Origin of the sequence: Kordia sp. (genome assembly GCF_965224175.1) — a bacterium.
In the GTDB taxonomy this organism is placed as follows: domain Bacteria; phylum Bacteroidota; class Bacteroidia; order Flavobacteriales; family Flavobacteriaceae; genus Kordia.
On the sequence record NZ_OZ245041.1, the window covers coordinates 3,049,493 to 3,066,879 of the forward strand.

The following is a 17,387-nucleotide window of genomic DNA, read 5'->3' on the forward strand; positions in this document are numbered from 1 at the left end:
GGATTTTTTTATGCTTTTTAGTCCTGATTGTAGTGGCATCCTTTTTTTGCTTTGCTATATGGCAAAAAAAGATATAACGGAAAGCAAGAAATAACTCAAAAAAGATATTAGACCGCTTCGCTGGTAGAATTGAGATGTAAGACTATTTTCAATTCATATTATAGTTTCGCTAAATGTTTATTTAGAGTATTATATAAAAACAGAAAATCCTTGCCATTGCGACAAGGATTTTTTTGTATTGACGTATGCTGTTTTTTTTAGTATAAGCCTAACCAATCTTTCCAAGGTAATCTTGAAAGAATTAACAATAGACCCAACCCGTAAAAGAATGCAATTTTACCAAAAGCTCTTTTGTCTGTTTGTTGTTTTTTGTGCTTAGACCAACCTATGGTAATGAAAACGATTGCTAAGATTCCTACTAATGGATGTTCTAAAGCTAATAATCGATCGGCGCTGACTAATTTCATTCCATTTGCTTGTATCATTTGAAATCCTTTTACAGAAGTGAAATATAGAATGATTCCAATCAGTAATTGCAAGTGTGTAAATATGAGTGCGAATAGTGAAATTCGTAAGTCTTTTGACACAAATTTTTTCCCTGAGGTAAATCCTATGATGGCATTGACTACTGCAATGACTAACATGATTAAGACGAAATATGCCCAATACGAGTGTAGTGTTTTTATCATTTTGCGAAGGTGTTTGTTTTTAGTTGAGTCACAAAGGTACTTATTTTTTTGATTGTGTTATGGTTTTGTATGTGTTTAAAGCACGGACTTTTTCCTTTTTAGGGTTAAAATTTAGGTATAAAAAAAGCCTCGCAAATGCGAGGCTTTTTGGTATTTATAACGTTTTAACTTCTTAGAAGTTGTAACGTACTGTAAAGTTCCAAGTTCTTCCAAATCCGAAGAAAGCTTTGTTTCTTGTGTTGATTCCGTCATACGTATTGTCTCCTGGATCAGCAAATATATTTGTTTGTGACTCAGCTAAATAAGTAGTATTGAATAAGTTGTTGATATTTAATCTGAAGTTGATTGTTTTATCTTTTTCTTTTCCAACGAACCATTTGTAAGATACACCACCATCAAATAAGTTGTAAGCAGGTAATTGTAATGATCCTCTGTTATCTGCTTCGTCAAAGTCTTCAGCTCTAATATCAGCGTATAAGTCGTCTGCTCTAAACCCAGCAATATCAAACTTTAAGTTTTCAACTGGCTCAACAATCATTGCTAAACGCATTGTAGTTTGCGCAGCATTTCCAACTTTTACGTCATCTAAGAATAGTGTATTTTCTCCAACTACAGAATTATCGTTTAAGTCAAATGCAGGTCCAGAAACTGTTCCTCCGTATTCCCAATTACCAACAGAAGCCATACCTCTAAAAGTTAACATGTCTATTGGCTTGTATGTGAATTCTAATTCAACTCCTGAGTGAATTTGCTCAACACCAACTAAGCTAGAACGTCCTTGAACAGTAGCATCAGGTTCAGTAGGAGTAGGTGCTGGGAATGTTCCAAATACTTGTATAAATCTATCTTTCCAAGAAGTTCTATATAAGTTAAGGTTTACATTTAATTTTTCAGACTTGTATCCGTATCCTAATTCAACACCAAATACTTTTTCGTTTACGTAGTCAGGGTTTACATCATTTTCGAAGTCAAGGAAAATCGCATCAAATAATGGTTGCTTAGAGTAGTAACCAGCATTACCAAATACATTGTGATTTTCGTCAATGTTGTAGTTTAATCCACCTTTTACTGTTCCTCCTAAAATGTTTTCCCAGTCAGTACGTTGTCCGTCTGCTGCTAATACATTGAATAAATCTTCTCTACTAAATCCTTGGTGAGATCCAGAGAATTGTACGAATGCAGAAATATCATCTTTCTTATATTCTAATTGACCAAAGATTCCTAACCAACGTACATAACCAATGTTGTAGTAGTCAATTTTATCTTCGTCATCGATATCTTTAAATACGTTTACGATAGATCCGAAGTCAGAAGAGTATGTGTTTGTTAATACTCTGTTAGGATTGTTTACATCATCATTATCTCTGTATCCGTCTGCTCCTAATAAGTTGTCTATTCTTCTGTAGTGGAATCCTTTGTATGTTCTTGCGTCAAATCCAACATCTAACGTTAAGTTGTCAGTTAACTCAGTGTTTAAGTTTGCTAATAAACCAAACCAGTTATGAGAGTTGATAGAAGCTCTTCTTGAGATACCATTGTCTCTACTATCGTTGATGAATAAACCATTTTCTTGGTCTGTTCTTTGATAAACGTTACCGTCAGAGAAAGTAACTGCTTGTCCTCTGTTATATTGTACAATTTTATTCCACTGTACTTCTCCAGTTGTTTGGTTTCTGAAAATTGAACTAGAAGCGAAGTTAAATCCTGGTAATCTTCCGATATCTCCAGTTCCTCCTCCACGTCCGAAAGAAGCGTATCCTACAGTAGATAATTTTGTTTTGTCAGAGATGTTCCAATCCCAGTTTAAAGATAATACTGGTTTGTGGTAGAAGTTTCTTCTCCAGTTAAATTCTTCACCATTTAATGTACCATGGTTGAAGTTATATTTGTCTCCAAATTGTAAGTATTGCTCAATTGTTGCAGCGTTAAAGAAGCTTGTTGTTCTTTGGTTGTGAACCTGTGGAGCACCAGTTACAGTAAATTGTACGTCATGTGTTCTGTCTTCATCAGTCCATCCAAATCCTAAGAAATAGTTATATCCTTCAAAAGCAGTTCCATTAATATATCCGTCTCCAGCAGTTCTACTGAATAATCCAGTAAATGCGAATCCGTTATCCATTCTTCCTGTAGAATAAGAAGCGATTGTTTTTAAGTAGTTGTCGTTACCTAAAGTAGTTCCAACAAATCCACCTTCGTTTCTTTCTGTAGTTTTAGTTACAATGTTTAATGTACCACCAACAGAAGAAATCGCTAATTTAGAAGACCCTAAACCTCTTTGTACCTGAATTGCAGAAGCAACATCAGCTAAACCAGTCCAGTTACTCCAGAATACACGTCCATTCTCCATATCATTAACAGGTACACCGTTAATTAATACAGCAGTGTTTACTTGGTCAAAACCACGAATGTTAATTCTTGAATCTCCAAATCCACCTCCAGATTTAGTAGCATACACAGATGGTGTAGCATTTAATAGTTCAGGAAGTTCTTGGTTACCTAATCTTTCAACAATTTCTTCAGCTTTAATTGTAGATACTGCTACTGGCGTTTCACGCTCTTTCGCGATATCAACTACACCAACAATTACTACTTCATCAAGAGAATTGTCAGAAGCTAAAATAATAGTTCCTAAATCTTTCGTTCCTCCAGTTACATTAAATGTAATGGATTGTGTTGCAAATCCTACAAATGATACTTCGATTGTACCTTTAGCATCTTTTACATTTAGTTTAAATTTTCCATCAATGTCGGTTGATGTTCCATTTGATGTTCCCTTTACAACTACACTAGCTCCTGGTAATGGCCCTTCAGCGTCTACTACCTTACCTGTAATTGTTCCTTGAGAAAAAGCAACAGATGTTACTAAGAACATTGCTACTACAAAAAACAAATTGTTAATCGTCTTCATAAGTTTTATTAGTTTATTTAATGCCGCAAAAATCGCATTTATTGTGCATGCATATATTAAGCGAATGTTAAATGTTTTAACATTTTACCAAATTTACATTTTTAACTTATTTGTTTGTTTTGCAGTGAATTAAGATATAAACCGAATTATTAACATTTATTTCCTGTTTTCTTTGAAGAATTTTAAAAGATTAGTGGTTGAGCTATCATGTTCTGCAATTTCAGCACTCTTAATGTCTGTTAAAATTTTTGTTGCAAGTTGTTTTCCGAGCTCAACTCCCCATTGATCATAGCTAAAAATATTCCAAATTACACCTTGTACAAATATTTTATGCTCATATAATGCTATTAAAGATCCTAAACTTTCTGGAGTTAGTTTATTTATTAATATGGTATTTGTAGGTTTATTTCCTTCAAATATTTTATATGGAAGTAACTTTTCTATCTCTGTAGTTTCCATTCCTTTTGCAGTTAACTCCGCTACAACTTCTTCTTTTGTTTTTCCATTTAATAACGCTTCTGTTTGAGCAAAGAAATTCGCCATTAGTTTTTCATGATGATCTTTATCATTATATAATGAATGTACATATCCGATGAAATCTGCAGGAATGAGTTTAGTTCCTTGATGTATGAGCTGAAAGAATGCATGTTGTGAATTCGTTCCTGGTTCTCCCCAAATTAAGGTTCCTGTTTCATAGTTAACACGGTTTCCTTTTCTGTCTACACTTTTACCATTACTTTCCATAATTCCTTGTTGTAGATATGCTGAAAAGCGATGTAAATATTGTGTGTAAGGAATAATTGCTTCGCTTTCTGCTCCATAGAAATTGTTGTACCATATGCTTAGTAGCGCTAATACAATTGGAATGTTTTGATCGAATGAAGCAGTTTTGAAGTGTGTATCCATATCATGTGCTCCAGTCAACAATTTGTCAAAGTTATCATAACCAGTTGCCAAACTAATAGATAAACCAACGGCGCTCCAAAGTGAAAAACGCCCACCTACCCAATTCCACATCGGAAATACATTTTCTGATGCAATTCCGAATTCGTTTATCTTTTCCAAATTCGTCGAAACTGCCACAAAGTGTTTTGCTACTGCTTCTTCAGATGCATGCGATAAAAACCATTTGCGAATGGTCATTGCATTCGTCAACGTTTCTTGTGTTGTAAATGTTTTAGAAACAATGACAAACAAGGTAGTTTCTGGATTTAAGTTTTTGATCACTTCTTGTACATGATCACCGTCTACATTAGATACAAAATGTACGTTTAAGTGGTTTTTGTAATGTGCTAATGCTTCTGTAACCATTGCTGGACCTAAATCGGAACCACCAATTCCAATATTTACAACATCGGTAAATGCTTTTCCAGTGAATCCTTTTTTGTTTCCAGAAATGATAGCATTGGAGAAGTCTTTTATTTTCTGCTTTACCTCATATACTTCTGGAATAATGTTTTTACCATCTACATATACTGTTGCGTTTTCTTTCTCGCGCAAAGCAGTATGCAACACCGCTCTACCTTCTGTTTCATTGATGATATCTCCGCTAAAGTATTTTTCAATGTTTTCTTTTAGATTGACCTCAGCTGCCAATTCTAATAGCAAATCCATAGTTTGTTGAGAAATTCGATTTTTTGAATAGTCAACATAAAAGTCGTTCCACTTGATGGAAAAACGATCTGCTCTTTCAGCATCTGTTTTAAAATATTCTTGTAGCGCAAACGATTTCGTTGCATAGAAATGCTCCTGAAGTCTTTTCCAAACTTCAGTTTCTGTAGGGTTTATGTTTGTTAGCATGGCTTTTAGTTTATAACAGTTATTGCTTCTTCTTCTTTTATTTCTTCTTGAGGAAGTTGTATTTCTATACCGTCAATTCGAGTTTTTAACGGTTTTATGAACTCTAAGTATGATTCTTTGAGCTTTGCATCTATTGGATCTGCGTCTGGTAGTTTTTGCTTAAACGGATCTACTTGTTTTCCATTTTTCCAGAATCGGTAGCATACATGCGGACCCGAAGTGTTTCCTGTCATTCCGACCCAACCAATTACGTCACCTTGTTTTACAAATTCGCCCACTTTTACTTTACGCTTTTTCATGTGCAAATATTGTGTCGTATAGGTACTGTTGTGTTTTACTTTTACATAGTTTCCGTTTCCACCTCTGCGTGCTGATTCAACTACAACTCCATTGGCTGTTGAGATTATCGGCGTTCCTATTGGAGCTGCAAAATCAGTTCCTTTATGTGGTCGAATACGATTTCCGTATAGTTTTATACGTCTTCTTAAATTATATCTTGATGAAATACGTACATTTTTAAAGACAACTGGCGCTTTTAAGAAAGCACGACGTAGGTTTTTTGCCTTTTCATCATAGTAATCTACAATTTGCTTTACGCTGTCTGTCTCAAACTCAAAGGCATAAAATGGTTCTCCATTATGTTTGAAGTATGCCGCTTTAATTTTTTCAATTCCCACGAAAGTGGTATCGTTTATATATTTTTCAGTAAATACAAGCTTATATTCATCTCCTTTTTGTAAGCGAAAGAAATCAATTGTCCATGCATAGATATCCGACATATCTCCAACCAATCTTTGACTTAAACCTGCTTCATCAATAGCTCCGGATAATGAACTTGTGATCACTCCTGACGTTTCTCTTTCTACAATTTTAACAGGTTTACTTTCCTTATATGCATTGATAGAATCTTTAAATTTTATCACTACATAATCAATACTATTTGGTTGATAGATGAAGCATTCTGGTCTTTGTAATGAATCGCCTTTAGTACATAATAAGGTATATGGTTTTCCAACACCTATTCTACTAACATCAAATGTATCTTTTGTTTTTTCTACAATATTGAAGACTGTTCCGTATCCAACATGATTTTTTTCAAGAATTTTTCCAAACGTATCACCATTTCTCACCGTATCTTTTACCACAACATAGTCGTTTAGGTGAAAACCAAATTCCATAGGATCTGGTGCCGGCGCTTCTATTTTTGCAATTTCTTGCGTTTCCTTTTTGGCTTCTTTACAAGCGTTGAAACCTATTAATAGTAATGTAATTAGTAAAATTTTCCCGATTCTCATTGTTTCCTTTCTGTGTTAAAGATATGGTCTACCCATTCTTTTCCCCATTCGTTTTTTTCATTTTCGCTCCAAATTTCGGGAAAAAAGATCACTTTTTGAAAACTTGGAGGCAAGTATTCTCTCCAATTTGTTCCACCAGTAGCTTCAATCGTCTTTTTTTCACGTCTTAAATAGCGATATGCCGAGCCCATATGCATTAATGGCCAATTGACATTTGCATTCAAATCTAGTGTTTTGAGCGCTTCTATTAAGTTTTTATTTTGCTTAACTTCTGTAGGCAACGCTAAATAACGATGATATATTGTACTTGTTTCCACTTCTTTGGCTATTCGCATGAAACGTGGCGTATATCGATATTCAAATTGTTTGAGCGTCAATGTTTTTTCGCCCGTTTTACTATCGGTAGCGCCTTTTTTCCAGTAGATGTTTTCGTAAAGATCGTCTAATGTATTTTTTGATGAGAATTGATCGCGTACTGTATGATGTACTAGGTTTTCCATTGCTGTAGAATACAATTCAATCATTCTGTATTGCGCCGATTGGAAACCGCTAGCAGGCAATAACGACATTCGGTAGTTTAAGAACTGCTCTCTTTCCATACCATTGATCATAATTTCAAAAGAAGAAATTAACGCTTTAAAATAGTTGTTTATTCTATGAATTCGTTGCGTAAAAAATTCTGCAGTTTGATGCTTATCATCTATGATTTGCTTTTGTTCATGAATGATGAGTTTAAAGTACAATTCTGTGATTTGATGATACATGATGAATATTTCTTCATCAGGAAAAAATGTACGTGGTATTTGTAAGCTAAGTAAGGTATCTAGGTGAATATAATCCCAATAAGTAAGATATCTTTGATGCAGTAAGCCGTCAAGATAAGAGCCTAAGTCTTGCCCAGAATTTGTGTATTTCTTGTCTAATTTTTCAATTCGTTCTGCAATTTCTGGTGGGATTTCCATACTGTACTTTAATCTACTATTATTTTAAAAGGATGTTTTAAACCTTTGAACGCATCTAAATCAGCTTTTAATGAACCTACCATTAGTTTTGCTTTGATGCGAATTGGAATTTTGTTTTCATCGTCAGAAACCCAAAGCGTTAAACTTTCATTCTCTTTAAAAACACGTCCTGCTTGTACATAAGGTCTGAATTTTAAGCAAGGAACTTTTCCAAATTTCGTTTTCATGTTTTCTCTTCCTAAGAATTTGAGTTTGAATTTGAAGTTTTCTTTATCAAAAAACATGTTCAATACTATTTCCTCTCCAACTTTAATGTCTGAAACATCATAGTTATTTCGTAAGTAATAAAATGCCGAAACCATGTCTTGCACATCTTTTTCGATATTGTATTCTTTTTTTGTGTTGTGCTTTTTATTGTTGACTAAAGCCTTTTGCTTATTGTAATTGAAGTTAATTTCAATATCTTTTGTATGTCCGCCTTCATCAATTTTTCTGATAAATTTGTACGGTGCACCAGTTTCTTTGTCAAAGTAGCTTTCGTAGTTATCATCAACTTTAAAAAACCAGCTTGCAAATCCTGTAGTTTTCCCTTTTCCAACAACATGGAATACACTTTTCCCGTTAAGATATTCGTCTTTAACTTCTAGTGTCGCATAGCTCGCGTTTATGAATCCATAATGAATTCTAAATTTGAACCATTCGCCGGTTGTGAATGCTGTATCTTTTTTTTGCGCTTGCAGTGTAATGCATGCTAGCAAGAATAGTATAGTAAATGTACGTTTCATGTTTGATGTAAAGGTTTGTAAAAATAATAAAATTCGCATTACTTTTTGTTAATTTATTGTTGTAACGCAATTACTATTCCAAAAAAAATGTTAGAATTTGTGTTTATCTGAAAAACAGCTGCCTTTTTTAGCTATATTTTCTTGTATGTATATGCATGCTATTATTTAAATTCTAGCAATTTCTTACAAATTGTAACATTTAAAATTTACTTTCGACAGATATTGTATTCAATATTAAATTGTATATTTCTGATCAGTTTATGAGCCGACTTCTTACAAACTACCATTACCATGAAAAGCATTTACTGCATATTACCAATTATTCGAATTCATATATTTTGTGTTAGTTTATTTTGTGCGTTCATACTATGTTCAAATTATACTACAGCTCAAAACACAAGTAGTAAACGTGACATTCTTATTTCTAAAGAAATACAATCATTTATTACACAATCTGATTCTACAGATAGAATTGAAGAATTAATTCAGGATACTTTTTATCAAACAAACGACACTCTTTTAGGTTTAGCGTATTGCAAAATATATTTAGAAAGAGGAAGAAAAGAAGAAAATGATGCGATTCAATTTTTTGCTAATTTTCAAATGGCATACATTTCCTTTTTGCAATCAAAACATAATGAGGCTTTAAAAAGAGCTTATACTTCTACTAGGATTGCCGAGAAAATGAAAGATACCATGAGTAGCATTAGTGGAAATGTGCTACTCGGAAGTACTTGGTATGTATTAGGCGCATACGATGATGCTTTAGTACCATATCTTCTTGCCAAAGATCTTGCTACAGAGACACAAAATGTGTCGTACGAAATTATATGTTTGAATAATATTGCTAATATTCGCGCCAAGCTAGACAGATATGAAAGTGCGTTGAATAGCTACAATTCTGTCTTAGAAATATTAGATAAGGAAGCTGGCAACATTTCCGATCAAAGAGATGTTACACGTTTAAGCGCTTTGGTTGGAAAAGTGCTGTGTCTTGCCGAATTGAAACGATTTGATGAAGCGCAAGAAGTTTATACTACAGGTATTGAATTAGCCGAAAAAAATAATGATCAAATTTCTAAAGGACGCTTTAAAATTAACCTAGGAAAAGTATACCATGAAAAAGGCGAATATCATACATCCTTAGGTTTTTTAAAAGAAGGCAAGGAAATGCTTAGAGCGACCAGCTTGCAAAACAACTTATATATCACAGATTTTTATATTGCCGAAAACCTGAGTAAGCAGGAAAAGTATAAAGAAGCGTTGTTATTATTAGACGATATTTTTGAACGCGTAGGTCCAGATACATACACAGATAAAATTGAAGAGATGTATGAGTTGGCAATTCAAATTTCTCGAATTCAACAAAATCAAGCAAAAGAAGTCGAATATCTCCGAAGATCAAAAGAGATTATTGACGCAAAAAATGAAAAAAATAAGTTTGCTCGGAAATTATTATATGAAGGCGATATAAAAGAACAAGTACTAGAGAATGAAAAATTAGCCAGTGAAAAAACACAAAGCTTAGTTGACAAGAAAATCATCACGGCTGTTGCTGTTGTATTGGTTTCAATATTATTACTCGTATTTTTATCCTATTACAGAAAAGCAAAGCTAAAAGAACAAAAGTTTTTAGCAATTATTGAAGATATTTCTAAAAAAACAATTTCCAAAGAAACTAAAAAGCCACAAAAAAATTCTACCATAAAAGATGAAAAAGCGAAAGCCATTTTAGAACAATTGGAAACTTTAGAAAGTTCTCATTTTTATCTTTCTCCAGATGCAACATTACACACAACTGCAAAGTTGTTAAATACAAATACAACTTACTTATCTAAAGCTTTAAATGCTGTAAAAAAACAAACTTTCAGTCAATATGTAAATAAGCTGAGAATTGACTATGTTTTGGTAAAACTTAAAGAAGATTCTGTATTTAGATCTTACACAATCCATGCTATTTCTAAAGAAATTGGATATAAAAGTGCCACGACTTTTATTAAGGAGTTTAAAAACAAAACTGGCTTAAATCCATCGTACTACATCAAGAAAATTGAGCGTTAAGGTGTTTATTTTGTTTAAATTTATAAATATGAACATGTAGCTGTTGTAGTGAACATTCAAATATTCATACTTTACTTAAGTATAACTTAAAACTCAATTGTTATGAATTCAAAAACTTTTACACTTACAGCACTGTTTGCTTTTTTTAGCATGATGCTAACTGCACAAACTCCTATTGCACCAACTTCTGAAGTTCCAATAAATAATACATTAGACTTTACAATTTTGGTTAAAGATGGAGACACAGGTCAGGAAACCAGTTTAGTCACTGACAATATTTATTATGTATTACCGCATAATGATCTCTTTTTTAATTTAGAACTCGTATACTTATCAGAACGTGACAATATTACTTACTACAGACTGCAATGTCGTTTTAATCAATCGCCTTTGGGTATTCAATTAGATCCTTCTTTCTTCGGAATCACCAATCCTGTAATTATTCCTCCAGTTCGGAAGAAAAAAGGAACTGCTTTTGATTCACAGTCACACACATATAGACCTTATGAAACATATCCTTATAAAATAAAATCTGACTATGTAATACGACCAACTATATACAATGTTACTGTTGAATTATTGAAGTATGATACTTTTTTTGATTATATAAACGATACTGATAATTATGTTATTGGTCCAACAGCAAGTTTCAGGTTACATGCACAAAACAGTCCAACTCCTATAATGGAGACTACTACCGCAAAATCTTTAGCTGTAAAAACTTTTCCAAACCCAAGTACAAATCATGTAACATTTGAATATACTTATGAAGCAAAAACAGCACCGCAAAAGCTTCCACTTGATGTTATTATTTATACGGATAAAGGAATAAAAGTGAGTCAGCATAAATTAATTAGTATTGACACGAAAACAAATAGCAGTTCTTATCATTTAGATACTTCACAATTACAAAAAGGAGTTTATTTCTTTCAACTTTCACGCGGAAATAAAATGGAAATCAAGACTATTGTCAAAAAATAGTGATTTTTATGGTTAAAAACGGAAAGCCATCTGCACTTCGACTGTAGATGGCTTTTTTATGCGAATTAATGATCTATTCAATTTTATAAATCTGAAAATACTTCGCTTGTTTTGGGAAATAGCGCTACATAACTTTGAATTGTTCTTGATCGAGATAGGTGAAATCCGAAAACCCTAAATAGAGTAGGAAACAATTCAAAAATTATAAATGTTATGAAAAAATTCTTTTTAAAATCTCGCTTTTTAATAGTGGCGTTTTCACTAATTGTTGTGTCATTATATATAACAAGTTGTCAAACTGATGAAGTTGTCAGTGAAGAAGATGCTACCACAAAAACTGAAACCACTACTAGCAAAAGTGCACCAAGCATTCCTTTTAATCCAGATTTTAGACCGCCAAATATTCCAAATCCGCCAATGATTGATGAACACTGTGTCGTAAGACTAGCGTATTTATCTTATTTAGAACGTTGTCCTGAAAATGCTGGTGTTGTTAATTATTGGATTGGTGTATTGCGCAGAGATAAATTTGGAGGACTCGCGGTAGGATTTATTTCATCTCCTGAAGCTAATCAACGATGGAATCATAGATATAATGCTTTTCTACATAGAAATCATATTACAAGTAATGACATTGCTAAAAAAGTATATATCGCTTACAGAGGTTTGTTATTAAGAGAGCCAGATGTAAATGGAGGAAGATATTGGACAAATATTTTAAATACTAGAAATCTTCTTGCTGTTGCTAATGGTATTGGAAATTCTCCAGAATTCAGACGACGATTGGCTCGAATTTCTACAGAATGTATTAATGCAGCAAATAGATGTACTTACTAACATCTTTATCAATCAAATTACGAACAGTTTTACAGCGGAATCCGAAAAGCTTATAGAGTAGGAGTATTTTTAAAATTATCATCATGAAAAAACGAAAAATTCAAAAATTAGGAATCAACAAATCTACGGTTTCTAAGTTAACACAAGATTTATTAAAAGGTGGTGGCACAAATCAAACATGTCACGGTCATTCTTGCTGTCCAACAGAAACGCCAACTTGTGCAAATACGTGTGCAGCTACCTGTGCTAATACTTGCGCTCCTGGTTGTGGTGTAACTAATGGATGTGGAACAACAAGTAATCCAGGACCAAGTAGAATTTGTCCAACAATTAGAATCTAAATTAATTATTAACAACGAACGAAAATTGAATGATTATGAAAGACTGTCAGGATTTTGGCAGTCTTTTTTAATGGTATAATTGATATAAAAAAAAGAAGCTCGATCTTACGAACGAGCTCTCTTTTTTATTAACCAACCAAAACTTTAAAATTATGAAAATCTTCTTTCTTAAAGTTGCAAAAGGAAACCACTCGCTTTTGCACTGCAAATATAAGACGAGAATTATACTATGCAAGCATAGTATTTTACTTTAACACAATTTTTGCATTCAAAGCAGTATTTCGTCGATGTTTTTTATTGAATATTTAATGATTATCCTTTTTTAGTAAAAATATATCAACAATACTTTCAAACAGATATAAAATAAAAAAGCCCGATCTTGACGATCGAGCTTTCTTTTTTTATTAACCAACCAAAACTTTAAATTATGAAAATCTCTTTTCTTAAAGTTGCAAAAGGAAACCACTCGCTTTTGCACTGCAAATATAAGACGAGAGCTATACTATGCAAGCACAGTATTTGACTTTAACACAATTATTATATTCATAACGGTATTTCATCGATGTTTTTTATTGAATATTTAATAATTATTCATTTTTACTGATAAATATTCAACATTTTGACACTTTTCACTTTTGTTATTTTGGTTATTTTATTGTTTCATAACCTTCTAAATTGGTAATTCCCCAATTTTTTAGTTCATCTTCACTCCATAATTGCGGAAAAAAGATTCTTTTTTGATATTTTGGATGCATATATTTTTGCCAGTCACTTCCACCAGTCGCTTCCGCATTTCCTTTATCAGAATTAATATACTTTGCCGCTGCGTTGTAATGATGCATTACCCAACTTATATTTACTGTATGATCATAATGACGCATCGCATTAATTAACTCAGTATCATTTTGATATTCTCTTGGTAATTGCTTAAACTTTGTCCAAAGATTGATGGTGTTGTATTCTTTCATCCACTCAATGAGCTCTTTTTTATACTTTTCATCAAAATTGATCATTAGTTTACTACGTTTTCCCGTTTTAGGATCGTGTCCTGCAACTTGCCAATACATATTATTATATGCGTGTAAGTATGGTGTTTCACGATCAATAGTAGCTCTAAATCTGTAATCAATTAAATTGATAAGTTCTGTAGAAGCAATTTCAATTTTTCGGTATTGTGCCGATTGAAAACCGCTAGCAGGTGTTAATGTATCACGGAATTTCATGTATTGTTCTACTTCCATTCCATCGCCCATAATATCAAATGAATTGGAAAGTAAATCAAAATAACGGCTAATACGCATTAAATGCATGATGAATTTTTCTGGTAGAATGTTTTCTGTATGAGCTATTTGTTGCATTTCCCACAGAATCATTTTAAAAATCAATTCGTTTACTTGATGGTAAATTAAAAATACCATCTCATCAGGCAATTGCGTACGTTGTGTTTGTAATCCTAAGAGTGCGTCTACCTGAATGAAATCCCAATATTTCATAGGTTCGGCATGTAATAATCCTGAAAGGTGTACATCAGGATCTTGTCCCATATCCAAGTATTTCTTGTCTATGGCAGCAAGTAATTCTTCTCTAGTCATGTTGTTATTTTTTGGAGAGAAAAAAACGTATACTTCGACTCCGCTCAGTATACGTTTTAATTGTTTTTATTTTATAAAGTTCCACGAGCTTCTTGCTCTCTTTCAATCGCTTCAAATAGTGCTTTAAAGTTTCCTACACCAAACGATTGTGCTCCTTTACGTTGAATGATTTCAAAGAACATTGTAGGCCTGTCAACAATGGTTTTGGTAAACAATTGCAATAAGTATCCTTCTTCATCACGATCTATTAGAATTCCGTGCTTTTTGAGTTCTTCTACATCTTCATCAATATCTCCAACTCTTTCTAACAAGTCATCATAATATGTATCTGGCACATATAAAAATTCTACACCACGATCGCGCATTTGCGAAACAGTTTCAATAATATTATCTGTAGCAACAGCAATATGTTGCACTCCTGGACCATTATAAAAATCTAGGTATTCTTCTATTTGTGATTTTTTCTTTCCTTTTGCTGGTTCGTTGATTGGAAATTTTATTCTTCCATTTCCATTACTCATCACTTTACTCATCAATGCAGTGTAATCTGTAGAAATATCATCATCTGTAAAGGAAATAATTTGCGCAAACCCCATCACTTTCGCATAAAATTCACACCATTCTTTCATTTGATTCCAATCAACATTTCCTACCATGTGATCTATAAATTTTAAACCAACTGGTTTTGGATTGTAGTGAGATTCCCATTTTTGATATCCTGGCAAGAAGATTCCGTTGTAGTTTTTACGTTCTACAAAAATATGAACTGTTTCTCCGTAGGTATAAATTCCGGAACGCACTACATATCCGTTTTCATCTTCTTCTTTTGTAGGTTCCATGTAGGGTTTTGCGCCTCTTTTTGTAGTTTCTTCAAAGGCTTTTGTTGCGTCTTCTACCCAAAGTGCCACTACTTTTACGCCATCACCATGTAAATCGATATGTTCATTGATTTCTCCACCTTTTCCTAATGGAGTTGTTAAGACTAATCGAATTTTATCTTGTTTTAATACGTATGAAACTCTATCTGTTAATCCTGTTTCAAGTCCTGCATATGCTTCAGACTGAAAACCAAAGGCTGTTTTGTAGAAATGCGCTGATTGCTTTGCGTTTCCAACATATAATTCTACATAGTCAGTTCCTAGTAACGGAAGAAAATCTTCAGCTTCATCAAATAATTTTTTGAGTCCGTATTCTGTATTTTGTAAATCTCTTAAGTTTTTTATTTCTGCTGCCATCTTTTTAGTTTTTAATGCTTTCGCGAATTCGTTTTTGTGTGTAATTGTATCAATCATAGATCGTATTTACCACATAGCTCGAATTTGTGTTGCAATATTAGTTGTGTGTTGTGTCATCAGTGTTGTTTATTCTAACCAAGATTTAAAATAGTCTTCATCAGCAATTTTCATTGCTTCTTCTGTTACTTGTAATGGTTTGAATGTATCTACCATTACAGCAAGTTCTTCTGTTTCTGTTTTTCCAATACTTCTTTCCGCGGCTCCAGGATGCGGTCCGTGAGGGATTCCAGCAGGATGTAATGAAATATGACCTGCATCAATATCATTTCTACTCATAAAATCACCGTCTACATAGTATAAAACCTCATCACTATCAATATTACTGTGATTGTATGGCGCTGGAATAGCTTGTGGATGATAATCGTACAATCTTGGAACAAATGAACAGACTACAAAAGCATCTGTTTCAAAAGTTTGATGTACTGGTGGCGGTTGGTGAACGCGCCCGGTAATTGGTTCAAAATCATGAATTGAAAACGCATACGGATAGTTATATCCATCGTATCCAACAACATCAAAAGGATGCGTTGCATAAATCATTTCAAAAATATCACCTTGTTTTTTTACGTTGATGAGAAATTCTCCTTTTTCGTCATTTGTTTCTAATTCATGAGGTCTTCTGATATCACGTTCGCAAAATGGTGAATGTTCTAAGAGTTGTCCGAACCAGTTTCTATAACGTTTTGGCGTGTATATTGGTCTATACGATTCTACGATAAACAATCGGTTGTCGTCTGTATCAAAGTCTATTTTGTATATAACTCCACGTGGCACTAGCAGATAGTCTCCATATTTGAAGTCAAGGTTTCCGAGCATTGTACGGAGTTTCCCTGTTCCTTTGTGAATGAAAATTAATTCGTCTGCATCTGTGTTTTTGTAGAAATAATCACGCGTAGATTCTTGTGGAGCAGCCAATATGATATTACAATCACTATTGGTTAATACTACTTTCCTACTTTGTAGATAATCTGCTTCAGGTGGCACTTGAAATCCGCGGAAGCGATACGATTGCATATTATTTGCTTTCGCTATTTTAGGCTCAACACTATACTGTTTGCGTATTTCTTTTACTTGTGTTGGTCTGTGTACGTGGTAACTGTTTGTAGACATTCCATCAAAACCAATGGTTCCAAAAAGTTGTTCATAGTATAAATCGCCATTTGGCTTTCTGAAAATAGTGTGTCGTTTTGGTGGAATATTTCCTAATTTATGATAAAAAGGCATATTGTTATTTTTTTGTAATCGTAAAAAATGATGTGATAAGGTATAGAAAAATGTGAAGAATTATGTTCACATTTAGCAAAAAAACAACGCTATCTTATTCAGGATTTCGCTTGATAAGATAGTGTAAATGCGCTAGTAAGTCGTTCCAAAAAGGTTTCACTTGTATAAATTTAGCAGATAATTTTTATCATCTGTACACAAATATCGTAATTATTTGGAGATTTTGTATGCGGAAGTTGTCTTAAACTTGTATTTCATTATTTATTAAGCAGTTCATTCTCTTCATCTGTTAAAAGTCTTGAATGAATTAGAAAGCGAAGTCCTAAAGGAATTTCTAAAGAAAAGCTTGCTCCACGACCTTCGGTAATATCAACAGTTAAATGCGTATGCTTCCAATATTCAAATTGATCTTGATTCATGTAAAAGTTGACGTTATTCAATGTTCCTAATAGGATATCGCTTTCATCTATATACATTTCATCTTTTTCAAGTAACATAGGAGCCGAACCATCACAACAGCCGCCACTTTGATGAAAAATTAAGTCACCGTGTTTTTTCTTTAGTTGTTCTAAAACTTTTTCTGCTTCTTTAGTAATTGCAATTCTTTCCATAATTTT

General features: G+C 33.2%; 14 protein-coding genes. 4 read left to right on the top strand and 10 right to left on the bottom strand.

Annotation, left to right across the window (positions count from 1 at the left end; genetic code table 11):
- Positions 1 to 257: 257 nt before the first annotated feature.
- The 6 genes from ACOQOS_RS13200 to ACOQOS_RS13225 all read right to left on the bottom strand — a co-directional run bounded on the left by ACOQOS_RS13200 (position 258) and on the right by ACOQOS_RS13225 (position 8,439).
- Complete coding sequence (locus ACOQOS_RS13200; RefSeq protein ID WP_420570936.1) at positions 258 to 689, bottom strand: hypothetical protein; 432 nt, start codon at positions 687 to 689, stop codon at positions 258 to 260.
- Between the two features lie 172 nt (positions 690 to 861).
- Positions 862 to 3,597, bottom strand: coding sequence for a TonB-dependent receptor (locus tag ACOQOS_RS13205; RefSeq protein WP_420570937.1), 2,736 nt, complete (start codon positions 3,595 to 3,597; stop codon positions 862 to 864).
- Positions 3,598 to 3,753: 156 nt separating this feature from the next.
- Positions 3,754 to 5,397, bottom strand: a complete 1,644-nt coding sequence (gene pgi / locus ACOQOS_RS13210) for a glucose-6-phosphate isomerase (RefSeq protein WP_420570938.1) — start codon at positions 5,395 to 5,397, stop codon at positions 3,754 to 3,756.
- A 5-nt stretch (positions 5,398 to 5,402) separates the two neighbouring features.
- Entirely contained in the window at positions 5,403 to 6,692 is a 1,290-nt protein-coding gene (locus tag ACOQOS_RS13215; protein WP_420570939.1) for a peptidoglycan DD-metalloendopeptidase family protein, read from the bottom strand.
- Positions 6,689 to 7,654, bottom strand: coding sequence for a tryptophan 2,3-dioxygenase family protein (locus ACOQOS_RS13220; protein ID WP_420570940.1), 966 nt, complete (start codon positions 7,652 to 7,654; stop codon positions 6,689 to 6,691). Before ACOQOS_RS13220 ends, ACOQOS_RS13215 begins: the two co-directional genes overlap by 4 nt.
- 8 nt (positions 7,655 to 7,662) lie before the next feature.
- Positions 7,663 to 8,439: a DUF3108 domain-containing protein gene (locus ACOQOS_RS13225; RefSeq protein WP_420570941.1), complete on the bottom strand. Its 777-nt coding sequence runs from the start codon at positions 8,437 to 8,439 to the stop codon at positions 7,663 to 7,665.
- A gap of 291 nt (positions 8,440 to 8,730) precedes the next feature.
- Between ACOQOS_RS13225 and ACOQOS_RS13230 the strand changes: the two genes are divergently transcribed.
- From ACOQOS_RS13230 to ACOQOS_RS13245, 4 genes are all read left to right on the top strand, one after another.
- Positions 8,731 to 10,500, top strand: coding sequence for a helix-turn-helix domain-containing protein (locus ACOQOS_RS13230; RefSeq protein ID WP_420570942.1), 1,770 nt, complete (start codon positions 8,731 to 8,733; stop codon positions 10,498 to 10,500).
- A gap of 102 nt (positions 10,501 to 10,602) precedes the next feature.
- Positions 10,603 to 11,481 carry a T9SS type A sorting domain-containing protein gene (locus ACOQOS_RS13235; RefSeq protein WP_420570943.1) on the top strand — a complete coding sequence of 293 codons (879 nt, stop codon included), beginning with the start codon at positions 10,603 to 10,605 and terminating at the stop codon, positions 11,479 to 11,481.
- Between the two features lie 213 nt (positions 11,482 to 11,694).
- Positions 11,695 to 12,318: a hypothetical protein gene (locus ACOQOS_RS13240; RefSeq protein ID WP_420570944.1), complete on the top strand. Its 624-nt coding sequence runs from the start codon at positions 11,695 to 11,697 to the stop codon at positions 12,316 to 12,318.
- 83 nt (positions 12,319 to 12,401) lie between these two features.
- On the top strand, positions 12,402 to 12,659 hold the full coding sequence (locus ACOQOS_RS13245) for a hypothetical protein (protein ID WP_420570945.1): 258 nt from the start codon (positions 12,402 to 12,404) through the stop codon (positions 12,657 to 12,659).
- 647 nt (positions 12,660 to 13,306) lie between these two features.
- On the opposite strand, the gene ACOQOS_RS13250 is transcribed toward ACOQOS_RS13245, so the two are convergent.
- The 4 genes from ACOQOS_RS13250 to ACOQOS_RS13265 form a co-directional block, all read right to left on the bottom strand.
- Positions 13,307 to 14,251 (bottom strand): tryptophan 2,3-dioxygenase family protein, encoded by a 945-nt coding sequence (locus tag ACOQOS_RS13250; RefSeq protein WP_420570946.1) that lies wholly within the window; start codon positions 14,249 to 14,251, stop codon positions 13,307 to 13,309.
- A gap of 71 nt (positions 14,252 to 14,322) precedes the next feature.
- Complete coding sequence (gene hppD / locus ACOQOS_RS13255; protein ID WP_420575145.1) at positions 14,323 to 15,486, bottom strand: 4-hydroxyphenylpyruvate dioxygenase; 1,164 nt, start codon at positions 15,484 to 15,486, stop codon at positions 14,323 to 14,325.
- A 126-nt stretch (positions 15,487 to 15,612) separates the two neighbouring features.
- Complete coding sequence (locus ACOQOS_RS13260) at positions 15,613 to 16,770, bottom strand: homogentisate 1,2-dioxygenase (RefSeq protein ID WP_420570947.1); 1,158 nt, start codon at positions 16,768 to 16,770, stop codon at positions 15,613 to 15,615.
- 257 nt (positions 16,771 to 17,027) lie between these two features.
- Positions 17,028 to 17,381, bottom strand: coding sequence for a DUF779 domain-containing protein (locus tag ACOQOS_RS13265; protein WP_420570948.1), 354 nt, complete (start codon positions 17,379 to 17,381; stop codon positions 17,028 to 17,030).
- Positions 17,382 to 17,387 lie beyond the last annotated feature (6 nt).

What these genes read in the sequence shown, in the direction of transcription:
- ACOQOS_RS13200 (WP_420570936.1), bottom strand. Translation starts at nt 689, where the DNA reads ATGATAAAAACACTACACTCGTATTGGGCATATTTCGTCTTAATCATG.
- ACOQOS_RS13205 (WP_420570937.1), bottom strand. Translation starts at nt 3,597, where the DNA reads ATGAAGACGATTAACAATTTGTTTTTTGTAGTAGCAATGTTCTTAGTA.
- pgi (WP_420570938.1), bottom strand. Translation starts at nt 5,397, where the DNA reads ATGCTAACAAACATAAACCCTACAGAAACTGAAGTTTGGAAAAGACTT.
- ACOQOS_RS13215 (WP_420570939.1), bottom strand. Translation starts at nt 6,692, where the DNA reads ATGAGAATCGGGAAAATTTTACTAATTACATTACTATTAATAGGTTTC.
- ACOQOS_RS13220 (WP_420570940.1), bottom strand. Translation starts at nt 7,654, where the DNA reads ATGGAAATCCCACCAGAAATTGCAGAACGAATTGAAAAATTAGACAAG.
- ACOQOS_RS13225 (WP_420570941.1), bottom strand. Translation starts at nt 8,439, where the DNA reads ATGAAACGTACATTTACTATACTATTCTTGCTAGCATGCATTACACTG.
- ACOQOS_RS13230 (WP_420570942.1), top strand. Translation starts at nt 8,731, where the DNA reads ATGAAAAGCATTTACTGCATATTACCAATTATTCGAATTCATATATTT.
- ACOQOS_RS13235 (WP_420570943.1), top strand. Translation starts at nt 10,603, where the DNA reads ATGAATTCAAAAACTTTTACACTTACAGCACTGTTTGCTTTTTTTAGC.
- ACOQOS_RS13240 (WP_420570944.1), top strand. Translation starts at nt 11,695, where the DNA reads ATGAAAAAATTCTTTTTAAAATCTCGCTTTTTAATAGTGGCGTTTTCA.
- ACOQOS_RS13245 (WP_420570945.1), top strand. Translation starts at nt 12,402, where the DNA reads ATGAAAAAACGAAAAATTCAAAAATTAGGAATCAACAAATCTACGGTT.
- ACOQOS_RS13250 (WP_420570946.1), bottom strand. Translation starts at nt 14,251, where the DNA reads ATGACTAGAGAAGAATTACTTGCTGCCATAGACAAGAAATACTTGGAT.
- hppD (WP_420575145.1), bottom strand. Translation starts at nt 15,486, where the DNA reads ATGGCAGCAGAAATAAAAAACTTAAGAGATTTACAAAATACAGAATAC.
- ACOQOS_RS13260 (WP_420570947.1), bottom strand. Translation starts at nt 16,770, where the DNA reads ATGCCTTTTTATCATAAATTAGGAAATATTCCACCAAAACGACACACT.
- ACOQOS_RS13265 (WP_420570948.1), bottom strand. Translation starts at nt 17,381, where the DNA reads ATGGAAAGAATTGCAATTACTAAAGAAGCAGAAAAAGTTTTAGAACAA.